This is a genomic window from Bradyrhizobium sp. B025 (assembly GCF_042257955.1).
Taxonomy (GTDB): Bacteria; Pseudomonadota; Alphaproteobacteria; order Rhizobiales; family Xanthobacteraceae; genus Bradyrhizobium; species Bradyrhizobium diazoefficiens.
Genome location: NZ_CP170150.1, coordinates 8,613,381 through 8,628,253, shown reverse-complemented (window position 1 = coordinate 8,628,253; position 14,873 = coordinate 8,613,381). Strand labels below are relative to the sequence as shown.

The window sequence follows — 14,873 nt, the reverse complement described above, 5'->3', positions numbered from 1 at the left end:
GAATCACGACTCACGTTCCAAGAAAAGTGGGTACTAGCAGCGCCTTGCGGATGATCCGCGCGAGATCCGATTTGCGGTAGGGCTTTGCGAGCAGCAGAACGCCCGAATCCAGCCGGCCGTGATGGATGATCGCATTCTCGGTATAGCCTGACGTGTAGACCACCCTGAGATCGGGGCGCGTCTTCATCAGCTCGTCGGCGAGCTGCCGTCCGTTCATCCTGCCGGGCATGATGACGTCGGTGAACAGGAGGTCGAACGGCTTTCCGGCGGCGACGATCGCGAGCGCTTCCGCGGCGTTCGCAGCCTGCAAGGTGACGTAGCCCAGCGCATGCAGCTGCGCCAGCACGTAGTCGCGCACCAGCCGGTCGTCCTCGACCACCAGGATCGTCTCGTGTCCGCCCTCGATCGTCGCGGGGATCACACCGTCGCCGACCGCCGTCGCCGTCTTGCCCGGCGGCAGGTACATCTTGATCGTGGTGCCGTGGCCTTCCTCGCTGTAGATCTTGATGTGGCCCGCGGACTGCTTGATGAAGCCGTAGACCATCGAAAGCCCGAGCCCGGTGCCCTTGCCCGGTCCCTTCGAGGTGAAGAAGGGATCGAACACCCTGGTCAGCATGTTGGACGGAATGCCGGTTCCGGTGTCGCTCACGGCGATCAGCACGTAGTGCCCGGGCCGGACGTCGTTGACGCTGGCATAGACCTCGTCGAGATAGGCGGCGCCCGTCTCCACGATCAGCTTGCCGCCGCCGGGCATGGCGTCGCGGGCGTTGAGCGCGAGGTTGAGGATCGCGGTGGTGAGCTGGTTGGGATCGACGATCGCAACGCAGCTCTCCTCCTCGAACACGGATTCGATCTGGATCTGCTCGCCCAGCGTCGGCCGCAGCAGCTTTGCGGTGTCGACGATCAGCGAGTTGATGTCGACCTCGCGCGGCTGGAGCGGCTGCTTGCGCGCGAACGCGAGCAGGTGCTGGGTCAGCTCGGCGCCGCGGCCGGCGGCCTCGTCGATCATCCGGGTGATCGCCGCAAGCTCGGGCTCCTTGGCCACTGCGTCGCTGAGGATTTCGATCGTCCCGGTGATCACGGTGAGGATGTTGTTGAAGTCGTGCGCCACGCCGCCGGTGAGCTGGCCGACCGCCTCCATCTTCTCCGCATGGCGGATGCGTTCCTCGGACGCGATCTTGTCGGTGAGGTCGCGGTAGAAGACGTTGAACAGAATGCCTTCGCGGCGCTTCAGCGCCGTGACGCTCAGTTCGGCCTTGAATTCCTTGCCGTCACGGCGGCAGCAGACCAGCTCGCGGCGGCGATTGAGCGTCTGACCGTCTCCGGAATCGAGGAAGCGTGCGAGACCCGCCTTGACCCTCTCGCGCTCACCTGTGGCGACGATGAGGTCGATCGCATTCCTGCCCAGCGCTTCGTCGCGGCGCCAGCCGAACAGCTCTTCGGCCCGCGAGCTCCAGTTCAGGATGTTGCTGCGGTCGTCGGTCTGGACGAAGGCGTCGAGCGCGGTCTCGACGATGTTGCGGGCCAGCTGCTCGCTTTCGCGCAAGGACTCCTCGGCCAGCCTTGCCTCGGTCATGTCGCGCCCGACGAAGAAGTAGCGCTTGGCCTGATCGGACCAGTTGCCGAGCCAGGACAGCCAGATCTCGCGTCCGTCCCTGTGGAGGCAGCGGGTGTCGGCGAGCTTCGGGTGCCCGCCGCGCCTGAGTGCGCGCATTTCCTCGCGCGATTGTTCGAGATGGGCCGGGTGGATGAAATCGGCGCCGCTGTAGCCGATCATGTCGTCGGGCCGGTAGCCGGGAATGGCCTCGCAGCTCGGGCTGATCTGCGCGATATGGCCCTGCGAGTCCATGATCATGATCAGGTCCTGCGAGGCGTCGAAAAGCTGCCGCCGCTCCTCGAGCTGCTGCTGTAGCGCCCGCTCGGTCCGTCGCGCCTCGGTGAGGCTGCGCGCCGAGCCCGAGGCGCCGATGATCTCGCCGGAGGGGCCCCTGATCGGTGAGAGGCTCACCGAGATTTCGACCGGGCTGCCATCCTTGCGCAGGCGCGCGGTTTCGAAATGTTCGATCCGCTCACCCCTCGCAATCCGCCGAAGATAGTCCTTGCCCTCTTCGCGGCGATCCGGCGGAAGCAGGATCGAGGTCGGCTGTCCGATCGCTTCCTCGGCCGAATAGCCGTAGAGGCGTTCGGCTGCCGCGTTCCAGCCGATGATGATGCCGTCGAGCGTTTGCAGGACGATCGAATCGTCGGAGGATTGGACCGCCGCGCTGAACAGGCTTTCGCGGACGGCGAGCTGGTCGCGGACGGCCTCGGTGCGACGCCGCTCCTCGACCTCGTGCTCCAGTGCCGACGTCTTTGCCTTCATCTCCTCGACCATGTGGGCAAAGGCCCGCGCCAGCACGCCCGTCTCGCCGCTTGCATCGACGGGAATGTCCGCTGGCCGTCCGCTGCCGATGGCCTCCACGGCCGCGGTCAGGCGCCCGATCGGGCGAGTCAGGGAGCGCGCCAGCAGCACCGCGAGCGAAGCCGCGGCGAGGACGGCAAGCAAGCCGACGAGCAAGGACGTTTTTTGAATGGCGGCCGGCACGCGGCCAAAGACGGCCGGGGGAATGGTCACGATGATTGCGACCCATTCCTTGCTCGCAAGCAGCGCAGGCGCGATCGCCGCGCCGCTCGGCCGGCCCGATCCATCGGTCGCGAGCTGCGTGGATACTCCCGGCGAGCCTGCCAGGGCTGAGAAAAATGGAAAATCACTGCGCCAGTTGGTGGGGGGGGCGCGCAACGAGCCGAATTCTCGCGTCTGATCGGGATGAACCAGATAGTCGCCGCGCGCATTCACGACGTAGATCTCGCCTCCCGAGCTCGTCGTCGAGCGAATGCGGTCGAGTACCGGACGCATGTCGATATTGGCGATGATGATGCCGAACGGCTTGCCGTCGGGCGTGAACAGCGGCGTCGCGGCCCGCAGGGTCGGAGTGTGCAAGGCCGTGGTTCCCCCCTGGCGGGTCGCGAGTTCGATGGGCGACACATAAATCTCGCCCGGCGCCAGTCGTATCGTTTCCTGAAAGTAGGTTCGTTCGCTCTTGCGCTCCAGTTCGCTGTCGGGGGCAACTCGTACTGCTCCGTTCGGGCCGGAGCGATCGACGCGGACCAGCTCGCGCTGATCGTCGTCAAGACCGATGATTCGAAACTGTCCATAGCTGGGCTTGGCCTCGATCTCGGCCGCGAGCCGCGCCGCGATACGCTCGCGCCAGGTCTGCTCCGAGACGCCGTCAAGAGCGTCAATTCCTCCGCCGAGGTGGGCCCGGATCAGACCGTTGATGGCCGCGGCGGAGCGATAGCCGACCAAATCGCCGCGAACGCCGGCAACGTAGGATTCAAGATTGGTGGCCAGCAGGCGTGACTGGGCTTCGACCCGCTCCAGCACCCGCGGAATGACGGCTTGTGTGATGTTGCGATAGCCCAGCCAGCCGACGGCGGTCACGGTAGCCGCCACCAGCAGGATCATCGCGATGGCCAGCCGGGTTGCGAGGGTCATGGAGATATTCGCAGGGGTTCCCGGATGACCGTGCGTGTTCTGGCCTGCAGCAGAGGAGACGCCCTCGTCATCGGCGGCCGGTACTGACATCGGGCCCCTCCGGCTTGCCCGCGTCGAGGCAGCCGCTCACCGCGGCGAGCAGCGCGTCTGCCCGGAACGGCTTCTGAAGGCTTGCCACTGCACCGAGCTTGGTCGCCATCTTCAGGAAATCCGGCTCCGCATGGGCGTCCGGCGTGATTGATCGGCCGGAAATGACGATGATCGGAATCGCCGGGGCTAGCGCCCGGATGTGGCGCATCGTCTCCAGCCCGTCCATGCCGGGCATGAAGATGTCGAGAAACAAGAGGTCGAACGGGCTGGCCTCGAACAGCGCAAGTCCCTTGTGGCCGTCGCCGGCGACGGTGACGTGATGGCCGGCTCTCTCCAGAAGCAGCCGGATCGTGATCTGCACGGCCGGGTCGTCATCCACGATCAGGATGTTGGCCACGTCTGAATTCCTCCGGGTCGGCTGGGACGTTCCAGTGACCGCAAATCAAGGCATCAAATACGAAATTGTTGCGCGGATTCTATCCGCCCCGCAAGCGCCTCGCGTCTGCCGCGATTGCCTTTCCTGGCGCGCCGGGAGGCAATTCCTTGCACTTCATACGCACTCTTGCGTGCATTTGAGGTCGGGCCTGGTTCCAAACATCGTAACCCATTTTAGCATCGGGAGATATTTCTCTCGCCGTAGTTGTACGGAACCCGAGCCTTCACTATGGATTAAAGGCCGCTGACTACAATCTCCGATAGTCCTCGTATCAGTATTTCGCGCATTTCATTTTGCATTCTGGCATCCGACCAGGCCGGCCCTTCCAACCGGCCATCAGCACGAGACCCCTCATGTTCAAATCGATTGCGAACACCGGAATTCGGACCCGGCTGCTCGGCGGCTTTGCGCTGATCTGCATTCTGCTCGCAGCGACCGTGATCTACACCGTCGCCGCCGTCTCGGACATCTCGTCGCGGATCAAGACGGTCGTGGATCTGCGAGCGCCGGTCGCGGTCGCAAGCACGGAGCTCGTCGGCAATCTCTACTCCACGCTCTCGGTGCTGCGCGGCTATCTGCTGACCGGCGATGCGCAGGGCAAGCGTGACCGGGCGGCGGTCTGGGCCGACCTGGATCGCACCGCCGCCGCGGTCGACCGCATGGCGGAGGGGTTTTCCAACCCGCAGAACAAGGCCAACTGGAGCGAAGCCAGGGCGCTGATCGCGGAGTTCCGCCAGGCTCAGGACAAGGCCGAGCTCGCCGCCTTCACCCCGTCGGCCTATCCGGCGAGCGAGCTCCTGGCCAAGGAGGCCGCGCCGCTGATCGCGACCATGTTCGCCGAGATCACCTCGATGATCGACGAGGAGGACGCGCTGGAGGCGACGCCCCAGCGCAAGCGCCTGCTCAAGACCTTCGCCGACGTGCGCGGCAATCTCGCCGCGGCGGGATCGCAATTGCGGCTCTACGTCGCCTCGGGCGAGGCGGCCGACCGTGACAAGTTCGAAAAGCCGCTCGCGACCTTCAGGGCCGCGCTCGCATCGGTCGGCACCCAGGCGGATCTGCTCACCGAAAGGCAGGCGACCGCTTACCGGGCCATCGCCAGGGCGAACGAGGCCTTCACGCCGCTGCCGCAGAAGATCTTCGCGATCCGCCAGACGCCGCAATGGAACATGCCGGTCTTCATCCTGTCCACCGAGGCCGCGCCGCGCGCGGCCCGCATCCTCGATCTGCTCGACGGTCGCAAGGACACCGATGGCAAGCGCTCCGGCGGACTCAAGAGCGACCAGCAGTCGAAGCTCGCCGAGGACGCCCGCAGCGTGGCCGACGCGGTCGAGAGGTTGCTGCTGCTGCAATGGATCCTGCTCGCCGCGGGGCTTGCGCTCGGGACAACGATTGCGATCCTGGTTGCGCGCTCCATCACCCGTCCGATCGTCGAGCTGGTGGGCGATTCCGCGCGCCTGTCCGGGGGCGACACCAGTGTCGAATTCAAGACGGCCGGGCGCGGCGACGAGATCGGAGTGGTCTCGCAGGCGGTGGCCAAGTTCCGCGACAACGTGATCGCCCAGCAGCAGGCGGCGGCGTCTCTCGCGCGCGAGGCGGAGGCGCGCGAAGCGGCCAACCGCAACATGGAGGACGCGGTCGAGGAATTTCGCGGGACCTCGCGCGACCTGCTCGCGCTGGTCGGCGAGAACGCCGGCACCATGCGGCAGACCGCAGAGAGCCTCGGCGGCATCGCCAACCATGCGACGAGCCGGGCCGCGTCCGCAGCGACCGCATCCGAACAGACCGCGGTCAACGTCCAGACCGTCGCCGCGGCGGCCGAGCAGCTCGCGAGCTCCATCGTCGAGATCGGCCGGCAGATCGAACTGTCGAACAAGACCGTGCGGTCGGCGGGCGAGGTGACCGCGCGCTCCGAGGCCGAGATCGAAGGCCTCGCGCACGCCGCCCAGAGCATCAGCTCGGTGGTCGATTTGATCCAGGCGATCGCGGGCCAGACCAACCTTTTGGCGCTCAACGCCACCATCGAGGCCGCGCGCGCCGGTGAAGCCGGCCGCGGCTTTGCGGTGGTGGCCTCCGAGGTCAAGGCGCTGGCCGACCAGACCCGCAATGCGACGCAGGACATCGCCCAGCACATTGCCGCGATCCAGAACTCGACCGGCAGCGCAGTCGCCTCCGTCAAGGAGGTCGCAACCGCCATGCGCCGGATCGACGAGGTGACCGCGGCAATTGCCAGCGCCGTGGAGGAGCAGGGCGCGGCGACGCGGGAGATCTCGCAGAACGTCCAGATGGCGGCGTCGGGCACGCAGACGCTCGCAACCAGCATCGGGACCGTCTCCGGCGCCATCGCGGAAACCAACCGCTCGGCCGACGACGTGATGGGCGCCGCGAACCACGTTTCGGGAGCGGCCGAACGTCTCGCCACCGAGGTCCAGGCCTTCTTCGTCAGGCTGCGCACTGGTCCGATGGACCGCCGCAACAGCGACGATGCCGATTATCGCGGGCCGGAGCGGCGCACCGCCGCCTGACTAGTCCGTCAGGTACTCCGGGTGGTGGCTCCGGATCTTGTCGAGCTCGCTCAGCGTGCCCGACAGATGCTTGCGCAGATGCTGTTGCGCGGCGTCGGCGTCCCCGGCCTCGATCGCGCGGGTGATAAGCCTGTGGTGGCGCACGATGTTCTGGGCCTTGCCCGGTGAGGGCAGGTGCAGCCGGCGCAGCCGGTCGATATGTCCGCTACGGCTGCGCACCAGTGCCCACAGCTCCTGCTTGCCGGCGGCGGCGTAGAGCTGGGCGTGGAAGTCGTTGTCGGCGGCCATGAACGCCTCGAACTCGCCGGCCTTCGCGAATTGCTGCTGGAGTGCGATGGCGTGGTCGAGGCGGATGATCAGGGCGTCGTCATGCGTCTCCGCAAGCAGGCGGACGATCTCGAGCTCCAGCGCCTGACGCAGGAAATGCGCCTGCTGGGCGCGGCCGATGTCGATCCGGCTGACCACGGTCGCGTGCTGCGGAAAGACGTCGACCAGGCCCTCTTCCTCGAGCCGCATCAAGGCATCGCGCACCGGCGTCGAGCTGACGCCGAACTGGCCGGCGAGCTCGGCGCGGGACAGCGGCGCGCCCGGCGGCAGCTCCAGCGCGATGATCGCATTGCGCAACCGTTCGAACACCTGCGGTGCGGCCTGGCGGGCGCGGTCGAGCCGGGCGGGTCGTGCCGCGCGCGGCGCGGTATGGGTTGCTTCCATGTCGGGTCCCGCGGGCTTGCCTTTGATGCACTAATATATTAGTGCATCAGCAGGGTCAACGCAGCTCGACGCTGGCCGGAGGAAACACACAACAATGATGAAGCATCTTCGTAGCAAGCTTGCGGCTGCCGCCCTGATCGCCGCAACCGCCCTCCCGGTGTCCGCGGCGCAGGCGCAGCAGAAGTCCGAGGTCTCGCTGTCGCGCCAGCCCGGCATTTTCTACATGCCGAGCCACATCATGGAGAAGCAGAAGCTGATCGAGAAGCATGCCGCTTCGCTCGGGGTATCAGGCGTCACGACCAAATGGGTCACCTTCTCCGGCGGCGGCGCGCAGACCGATGCGCTGCTCGCAGGCGGCGTCGACATCCTCAACACCGGCACCGGCAATCTGCTGCTGCTGTGGGACCGCACCCGCGGCGGCGTGAAGGGCATCGTCGCAACCTCGGCGCAGCCGATGACGCTGATCAGCCGCGATGCCAACATCAAGTCGATCAGGGATTTCGGCCCCAGCGACAAGATCGCGGTGCCGACGGTGAAAGTCTCGACCCAGGCGATCGTGCTTCAGATCGCGGCGGCCGAGGCCTTCGGCGCCGATCAATGGTCCAAGCTCGACGCCAACACCGTGCAGCTCGGCCATCCCGACGCCTATGCGGCGCTCGCCAATTCCAAGCACGAGGTGCACACCCACTTCTCGATCCCGCCGTTCACGTTCCTGGAGCTGAAGAACGTGCCCGGTGCGCATGTCGTGCTGTCGTCGCCCGACGTGATGGGTGGGCCGCTCAGCCAGGCCCAGTTCTTCACCACGACCAAATTCGCCGACGCCAATCCCAAGATCATCCAGGCGGTGCGCGACGCCACCAAGGAAGCGCAGGATCTGATCCGCAGCGACACCAGGCAGGCCGTCGAGATCTACAAGGAGATCACCGGCGACAAGACCTCGGTGGAGGAACTGCTCGATCTCCTCAAGGAACCCGGCATGATGGAGTGGAATCTCGAGCCGCAGGGCACGATGAAATTCGCCGCCCATCTCTTCAAGACCGGCACGCTGAAGAATCAGCCCAAGGCCTGGACCGACTACTATCTCCCCGTCGTGCACGACCTGAAGGGCAACTGATGGCGCTGCTCGACGTCAACGGAGTGACGCTGCGCTATAAGACCTCCAGCGCCGTCGTCACCGCCACCGAGAGGGTGAGCTTCACCGTCGACAGGTCCGACCGCTTCGTGCTGCTCGGACCGTCCGGCTGCGGCAAGTCGACCCTGCTCAAGGCCGTCGGCGGCTACATGAGCCCGAGCGAAGGCCGCATGAGTATCAACGGTCGCGAGATCCACGGCCCGGGCGCCGACCGCATGATGATCTTCCAGGAGTTCGACCAGCTGCTGCCCTGGAAGACCGTGCTCGCCAACGTGATGTTTCCGCTGCTCACGGCGCGAAAGCTGCCGCGCAAGGACGCCGAGGCCCGCGCGCGGGCCTACATCGAGAAGGTCGGCCTCACCCGCGTGGTCGATGCCTATCCGCACACGCTGTCCGGCGGCATGAAGCAGCGCGTCGCGATCGCGCGCGGCATGGCGATGGAGCCTGATATCCTGCTGATGGACGAGCCGTTCGCGGCGCTGGACGCGCTGACGCGCCGGACCTGCCAGGACGAGCTGCTCCAGCTCTGGAGCGAGACCAAATTCACCGTGCTGTTCGTGACCCATTCGATCGCGGAGGCGATCCGCATCGGCAACCGCATCCTCCTGCTGTCGCCGCATCCTGGCCGCGTCAAGGCCGAGGTGGTCGATGTCGACAAGGTCTCGAGTGCGGACGGCAGCGCCGGCCGGCTGGAGAAGGAGATCCACGATCTCCTGTTCGCCGCCGAAGCCACCGCGCATTGAGGGAGCCTCGACATGGGCGAAGCGAGAATATTGCTGCGTGACGCGTCGGTCGCTGCTGCCAGCGGCGCTGCCGAGGTCGAGCGCAAGCTGAGCGTGGCCGAGCTGTTGTGGAACGACGGTTTTGTCCGCAAGACCGTCATCATCCTGTTCCTGGCGGCGGTCTGGGAGGCCTACGGCGCCGCCCTCGACAATCCCCTGCTGTTTCCGACGCTGCACGACACCATCGTCACGATGTTCGAGCGCGTGAAGGACGGCACGATTCCAATGCGGGCTTGGGCCTCGCTGAAGGTCCTGTTCATGGGCTATTCGGCCGGCATCGCGCTCGCCGCCATCTTCACGGTGCTTGCGATCTCGACCCGCATCGGCACCGATTTCCTCGAGACCGTCACGGCGATGTTCAATCCGCTGCCGGCGATCGCGCTGTTGCCGCTGGCACTGATCTGGTTTGGGCTCGGCAACGGCAGCCTCGTCTTCGTGCTGATCCATTCGGTGCTGTGGCCGGTCGCGCTCAACACCCATTCCGGTTTCAAGAGTGTGTCCAACACGCTGCGCATGGTCGGGCGCAATTACGGCCTGCGCGGGCTGCCTTATGTCGCGAAAATCCTGATCCCCGCCGCCTTCGGCTCGATCCTCACCGGCCTCAAGATCGGCTGGGCCTTCGCCTGGCGCACGCTGATCGCGGCCGAGCTGGTGTTCGGCGTGTCCTCGGGCCAAGGCGGGCTCGGCTGGTTCATCTTCGAGAACCGCAACCTCCTCGACATACCCGCCGTCTTCGCAGGCCTCTTGACGGTGATTATCATCGGGCTCTTTGTCGAGAACCTGATCTTCCGCGCCATCGAGCGGAACACGGTCCAGAAATGGGGCACTCAATCATGACCAAGAAGAAGAAAACACCCGACCAGCTCCGCAGCGCGCGCTGGTTCGCGCCCGACGATCTCCGCTCGTTCGGCCACCGCTCCCGCACCATGCAGATGGGCTACGCCCCCGAGGAGTGGAAGGACCGTCCGATCATCGCGATCCTCAACACCTGGTCGGACGCGCAGCCCTGTCACATGCACTTCAAGTCGCGCGTCGACGACGTCAAGCGCGGCATCCTGATGGCCGGCGGCCTGCCGCTCGAGCTGCCGGCGCTGTCGCTGTCGGAATCGCTGCTCAAGCCGACCACCATGCTCTACCGCAATCTGCTCGCCATGGACGCCGAGGAGCTGCTGCGCAGCCATCCCGTCGACGGCGTGGTGCTGATGGGCGGCTGCGACAAGACCACGCCCGCGCTGCTGCTGGGCGCGACCTCGATGAACATCCCGGCGATCTATCTGCCGGCAGGTCCCATGCTGCGCGGCAACTGGAAGGGCAAGACGCTGGGCTCCGGCTCGGACGGCTGGAAATACTGGGACGAGCGCCGCGCCGGAAAGATCTCCGACAAGGATTGGCTCGACATCGAGGCCGGCATCGCCCGCAGCTACGGCACCTGCATGACCATGGGCACGGCGTCGACCATGACCGCGATCGCCGAGGCCATCGGCATGACGCTGCCGGGCGCCTCCTCGATTCCGGCGGCGGACGCCAACCACATCCGCATGGCCAGTGAATGTGGCCGCCGCATCGTCGAGATGGTGTGGGAGGATCTGACGCCGAAGGTGATCCAGACCCGCAAGGCGTTCGAGAACGCGATCGCGGTCGCGATGGCGATGGGGTGCTCCACCAACGCGATCATCCATCTGATCGCACAGGCCCGCCGTGCCGGCCAGGACATCGGTCTCGACGATTTCGAGATCGCGAGCCGCAAGGTGCCTGTCATCGCCAACGTGCGGCCGAGCGGCGATGCCTATCTGATGGAGGACTTCTTCTATGCCGGCGGCCTGCCGGCGCTGATGGGCCAGATCAAGCCGCATCTGCATCTCGACTGCATCACCGTCACCGGCCAGACGGTGGCTGAGAACATCGCGCATGCCGAGGTGCACAATGACGACGTGATCCGCTCGGTCGACAATCCCATCTACAAGGAAGGCGCGCTCGCCGTGCTCAAGGGCAACCTCGCGCCCGACGGCTGCGTCATCAAGCCCTCCGCCTGCGCGCCGCGCTTCCTCAAGCACACCGGACCCGCGCTGGTGTTCGACGATTATCAGTCGATGAAGAAGGCGGTCGACGATCCCAATCTCGACGTCACCGAGGACCACATCCTGATCCTGCGCAATGCGGGGCCGCAGGGCGGACCTGGCATGCCGGAATGGGGCATGTTGCCGATCCCGACCAAGCTCGTGAAGCAGGGCGTGCGCGACATGGTGCGCATCTCGGACGCGCGCATGAGCGGCACCAGCTACGGCGCCTGCATCCTGCACGTTTCACCGGAGTCCTACATCGGCGGCCCGCTGGCCCTGGTGCAGAACGGCGACCGCATCACCCTCGACGTCGCCGCGCGGACCATCAATCTCGATGTGAGCGAAGCCGAGCTCGACAAGCGCCGCGCCGATTGGAAGCAGCCCGAGCGCCGCTTCGAGCGCGGCTATGGCTGGATGTTCACCAAGCACATCAAGCAGGCCAATGACGGCTGCGACTTCGACTTCCTCGAGACCGATTTCGGCGCGCCGATCGGCGAGCCGTCGATCTACTAACACCGTCGTTCCGGGGCGCGAAGCGAACCCGGAACCTCGAGATTCCGGGTTCGCGCCAAGTGGCGCGCCCCGGAATGACGAACGAGAAAGAAAGCGCCAATGACAAAACTCAGCGAAGCCACCCGCAACAAGCTCAAATCCGTCTCCACCGCCACCGTCGCCACCGCCTTGTTCAAGCGCGGCCTGCGCATCCAGATGATCCAGGATGTGCACCCGCTCGGCCCTGATCAGCCGACAATGGTCGGCGAGGCCTTCACGCTGCGCTACATGCCGGCGCGCGAGGACCTCAACACCATCGACGTCTTCAAGGATCGCTCGCATCCGCAGCGCAAGGCGGTCGAGGACTGCCCGGCAGGCAGCGTGCTGGTGATGGACAGCCGCAAGGATGCGCGCGCGGCTTCCGCCGGTGCGATCCTGGTGACGCGGCTGATGAAGCGCGGCGTCGCCGGTGTCGTCACGGACGGCGGTTTCCGCGACTCTGCCGAGATCGCCAAGCTCGGCATCCCCGCCTATCACCATCGCCCCTCGGCGCCGACGAACCTCACGCTGCATCAGGCGATCGAGATCAACGTGCCGATCGGCTGCGGCGATGCGCCGGTGTTTCCCGGCGACGTCATTTTGGGCGATGCCGACGGCGTCATCGTGATCCCCGCGCATCTTGCCGACGATATCGCCAACGAGACGTTCGAGATGACGGCGTTCGAGGACTTCGTCACCGAGGAAGTCGGCAAGGGGCGCGGCATCTTCGGTCTCTATCCTGCCACCGATCCGCAGACGCTCACCGACTTCGCGGAATGGCGGAAGAAGAACGGCAGGTAGTTTACACTCCGTCGTCGTCCTGGCGAAAGCCAGGACGACGACGGGGCTACACCCCGGCCTCCGCCAGTCCCGCCGCCCACAGCGCGAACGCATAGACGATCGCCACCTCGTCCAGACGATCAAATCGTCCCGAGGCCCCGCCGTGGCCGGCGCCCATGTTGGTGCGCAGCAGCACCGGGCCGCCGCCGCGCATGGTGGCGCGCAGGCGCGCGATCCATTTGGCGGGCTCCCAATAGGTGACGCGCGGATCGGTCAATCCGCCCATCGCCAGGATGGCCGGATAGGCCTTGGCCGCGACATTGTCGTAGGGCGAGTAGGACAGGATGGTGCGAAAATCCTTCTCGCTCTCGATCGGGTTGCCCCATTCCGGCCATTCCGGCGGCGTCAGCGGCAGCGTGTCGTCGAGCATGGTGTTGAGCACGTCGACGAACGGCACTTCGGCGACGATGCCGGCGAACAGCTCGCCGGCGCGGTTGGCCACCGCGCCCATCAGCATGCCGCCGGCCGAGCCGCCATGGCCGACGATGCGCCTTGCGCTGGTGTATTTTGCGTCGATCAGCGCGCGGGCGCTGGCGGCGAAATCGTCGAACGAATTCGTCTTCTTCTCGCGCTTGCCGTCGAGATACCAGCCCCAGCCCTTGTCGGCACCGCCGCGGATGTGGGCGATGGCATAGACGAAGCCGCGATCGACCAGCGACAGGCGGTTGGCGTTGAACGAGGCCGGCATCGCCATGCCATAGGAGCCGTAGCCGTAGAGCAGGAGCGGTGCCGATCCGTCGAGCTTCAGCCCATGGCGATGGAGGATCGAGACCGGCACCTCGGCGCCGTCCTGCGCCTTCGCCATGATGCGCGTGGTGACGTAGTCGCTCGCATTGTGGCCGGACGGGATCTCCTGGCGCTTGCGCAAGGTCCGCGTGCGCTTGGCCATGTCGTAATCATAGACCTCCGACGGCGTCGTCATCGACGAATAGGCGAAGCGCAAATTCGTCGTCTCGAATTCGTAGGAGCCCATCGTATCGAGCGAATAGGCGGCCTCGTCGAAGGCGATGGCATGCTCCTCGTTCGATGCGAGATCGCGGATCACGATCGCCGGCAGCGCATTGGCGCGCTCCAGCCGCACCAGATGGCCGGCATAGAGATCGAGGTCGATGATGTAGATCCCCGGACGATACGGGATCAGATCGCGCCAGTTCTTCCGTTCGGGCGAGCCAAGCGGTGCGGTGACGATCTTGAAGTCGATGGCGTCATCGGCATTGGTGAGGATGAAGAGCTGATCGCCGCGATCGGCCAGCGAATATTGCACGCCTTCCTCACGCGCCGCGACCAGCCGCGGCGGCGTATCAGGGCTTTCGAGATCGATCAGCCGCTGCTCGGAGGTCTCGTGATCGCCGCCCGCGATCACGCAGAAGCGGCCGCTGGTGCTCTCGTGCAGATGGGTGAACCAGCCGGAATCCTGCTCCTCATAGACGAGCGTGTCGTCGGCCTGTTTCGTCCCCAGCCGGTGCCGCCACACCTGCATCGGCCGGTGATTGTCGTCGAGCTTCACATAGAAGAAGCTTTTCGCGTCCTTGCTCCAGACGATGCCGCCGTCGGTCTCCTCGACGAGGTCGTCAAAGTCCTTCCCCGTCGCCCAGTCGCGCACGCGGATCGAAAAAAATTCGGAGCCTTTGGTGTCGGCGCTCCAGGCCTGCAGCTTGTGATCGGGCGAATGCCGGCTGCCGCCGAACTTGAAATATTTGTGGTCCTTGGCGAGCGCATCGCCGTCGAGCACGATATGGCCGTCGCCGCCCTCGCGCGGCATGCGGCCGAACAGCTCGTGCTGCCCGCCCTCGCGAAACCTGCGGAAATAGGCGAACTGGCCGTCCGGCGACGGCACGCTGGAATCGTCCTCCTTGATCCGCCCGCGCATCTCGCGCACCAGCGTCTTCTGCAGCGCCGCGGTATGGCCGAGCAGGCTCTCGGTGTAGACGTTCTCTTCATCCAGATATTTGCGGATGTCGGGGTTGATCACCCCGGGGTCGCGCAGCACCTCCTGCCATTTCTCGTCCTTCAGCCAGGCATAGTCGTCGGTCACGGTGATGCCGTGCCGGGTAAAGCTGTGCGGCCGGCGCGGGGCGACGGGGGGCTGGGAAGGTGTCTTGATCTGGGTCACTCGATCCTCATCATCTCACGTCCGTATGGCGCCTCTTCCTTACCTCTCCCCGCCTGCGGGGAGAGGTCGGATTGCATCGGAGATGCAATCCGGGTGAGGGGGTACAGGTCTCTCGACC

At 65.7% G+C, this 14,873-nt stretch carries 10 protein-coding genes; 6 read left to right on the top strand and 4 right to left on the bottom strand.

Features of this window, described 5'->3' with window-relative positions; genetic code table 11:
• Positions 1–10: 10 nt before the first annotated feature.
• Together ACE10W_RS40805 and ACE10W_RS40800 are read right to left on the bottom strand one after the other, a co-directional pair.
• A complete protein-coding gene (locus tag ACE10W_RS40805; RefSeq protein ID WP_375762495.1) occupies positions 11–3,625 on the bottom strand; it encodes a PAS domain S-box protein in 3,615 nt (1,204 codons plus the stop codon).
• On the bottom strand, positions 3,603–4,022 hold the full coding sequence (locus ACE10W_RS40800) for a response regulator (protein WP_011083216.1): 420 nt from the start codon (positions 4,020–4,022) through the stop codon (positions 3,603–3,605). The genes ACE10W_RS40805 and ACE10W_RS40800 overlap by 23 nt, the downstream gene beginning before the upstream one ends.
• A 392-nt stretch (positions 4,023–4,414) precedes the next feature.
• On the opposite strand from ACE10W_RS40800, the gene ACE10W_RS40795 reads away from it, so the two are divergent.
• Complete coding sequence (locus ACE10W_RS40795; protein ID WP_304549556.1) at positions 4,415–6,586, top strand: methyl-accepting chemotaxis protein; 2,172 nt, start codon at positions 4,415–4,417, stop codon at positions 6,584–6,586.
• Here the strand turns inward: ACE10W_RS40795 and ACE10W_RS40790 are convergent, their stop codons facing one another.
• Entirely contained in the window at positions 6,587–7,297 is a 711-nt protein-coding gene (locus ACE10W_RS40790) for a GntR family transcriptional regulator (protein ID WP_304549554.1), read from the bottom strand.
• A 94-nt stretch (positions 7,298–7,391) separates the two neighbouring features.
• Here ACE10W_RS40790 and ACE10W_RS40785 point away from each other — a divergent pair, with 94 nt between their 5' ends.
• From ACE10W_RS40785 to ACE10W_RS40765, 5 genes are all read left to right on the top strand, one after another.
• The gene (locus ACE10W_RS40785) at positions 7,392–8,411 is read left to right on the top strand and encodes an ABC transporter substrate-binding protein (protein WP_304549553.1); all 1,020 of its coding nucleotides are present in this window, start codon (positions 7,392–7,394) and stop codon (positions 8,409–8,411) included.
• Positions 8,411–9,172 (top strand): ABC transporter ATP-binding protein, encoded by a 762-nt coding sequence (locus tag ACE10W_RS40780; RefSeq protein WP_161532693.1) that lies wholly within the window; start codon positions 8,411–8,413, stop codon positions 9,170–9,172. The genes ACE10W_RS40785 and ACE10W_RS40780 overlap by 1 nt, the downstream gene beginning before the upstream one ends.
• 12 nt (positions 9,173–9,184) lie before the next feature.
• Positions 9,185–10,048: an ABC transporter permease gene (locus ACE10W_RS40775; protein ID WP_304549551.1), complete on the top strand. Its 864-nt coding sequence runs from the start codon at positions 9,185–9,187 to the stop codon at positions 10,046–10,048.
• A complete protein-coding gene (gene araD, locus ACE10W_RS40770; RefSeq protein ID WP_304549549.1) occupies positions 10,045–11,784 on the top strand; it encodes an L-arabinonate dehydratase in 1,740 nt (579 codons plus the stop codon). The genes ACE10W_RS40775 and araD overlap by 4 nt, the downstream gene beginning before the upstream one ends.
• Positions 11,785–11,883: 99 nt before the next feature.
• Positions 11,884–12,603 (top strand): ribonuclease activity regulator RraA, encoded by a 720-nt coding sequence (locus ACE10W_RS40765; RefSeq protein ID WP_011083209.1) that lies wholly within the window; start codon positions 11,884–11,886, stop codon positions 12,601–12,603.
• A 46-nt stretch (positions 12,604–12,649) separates the two neighbouring features.
• Here ACE10W_RS40765 and ACE10W_RS40760 read toward each other — a convergent pair whose 3' ends face one another.
• Positions 12,650–14,755, bottom strand: a complete 2,106-nt coding sequence (locus ACE10W_RS40760) for a S9 family peptidase (RefSeq protein ID WP_304549548.1) — start codon at positions 14,753–14,755, stop codon at positions 12,650–12,652.
• Positions 14,756–14,873 lie beyond the last annotated feature (118 nt).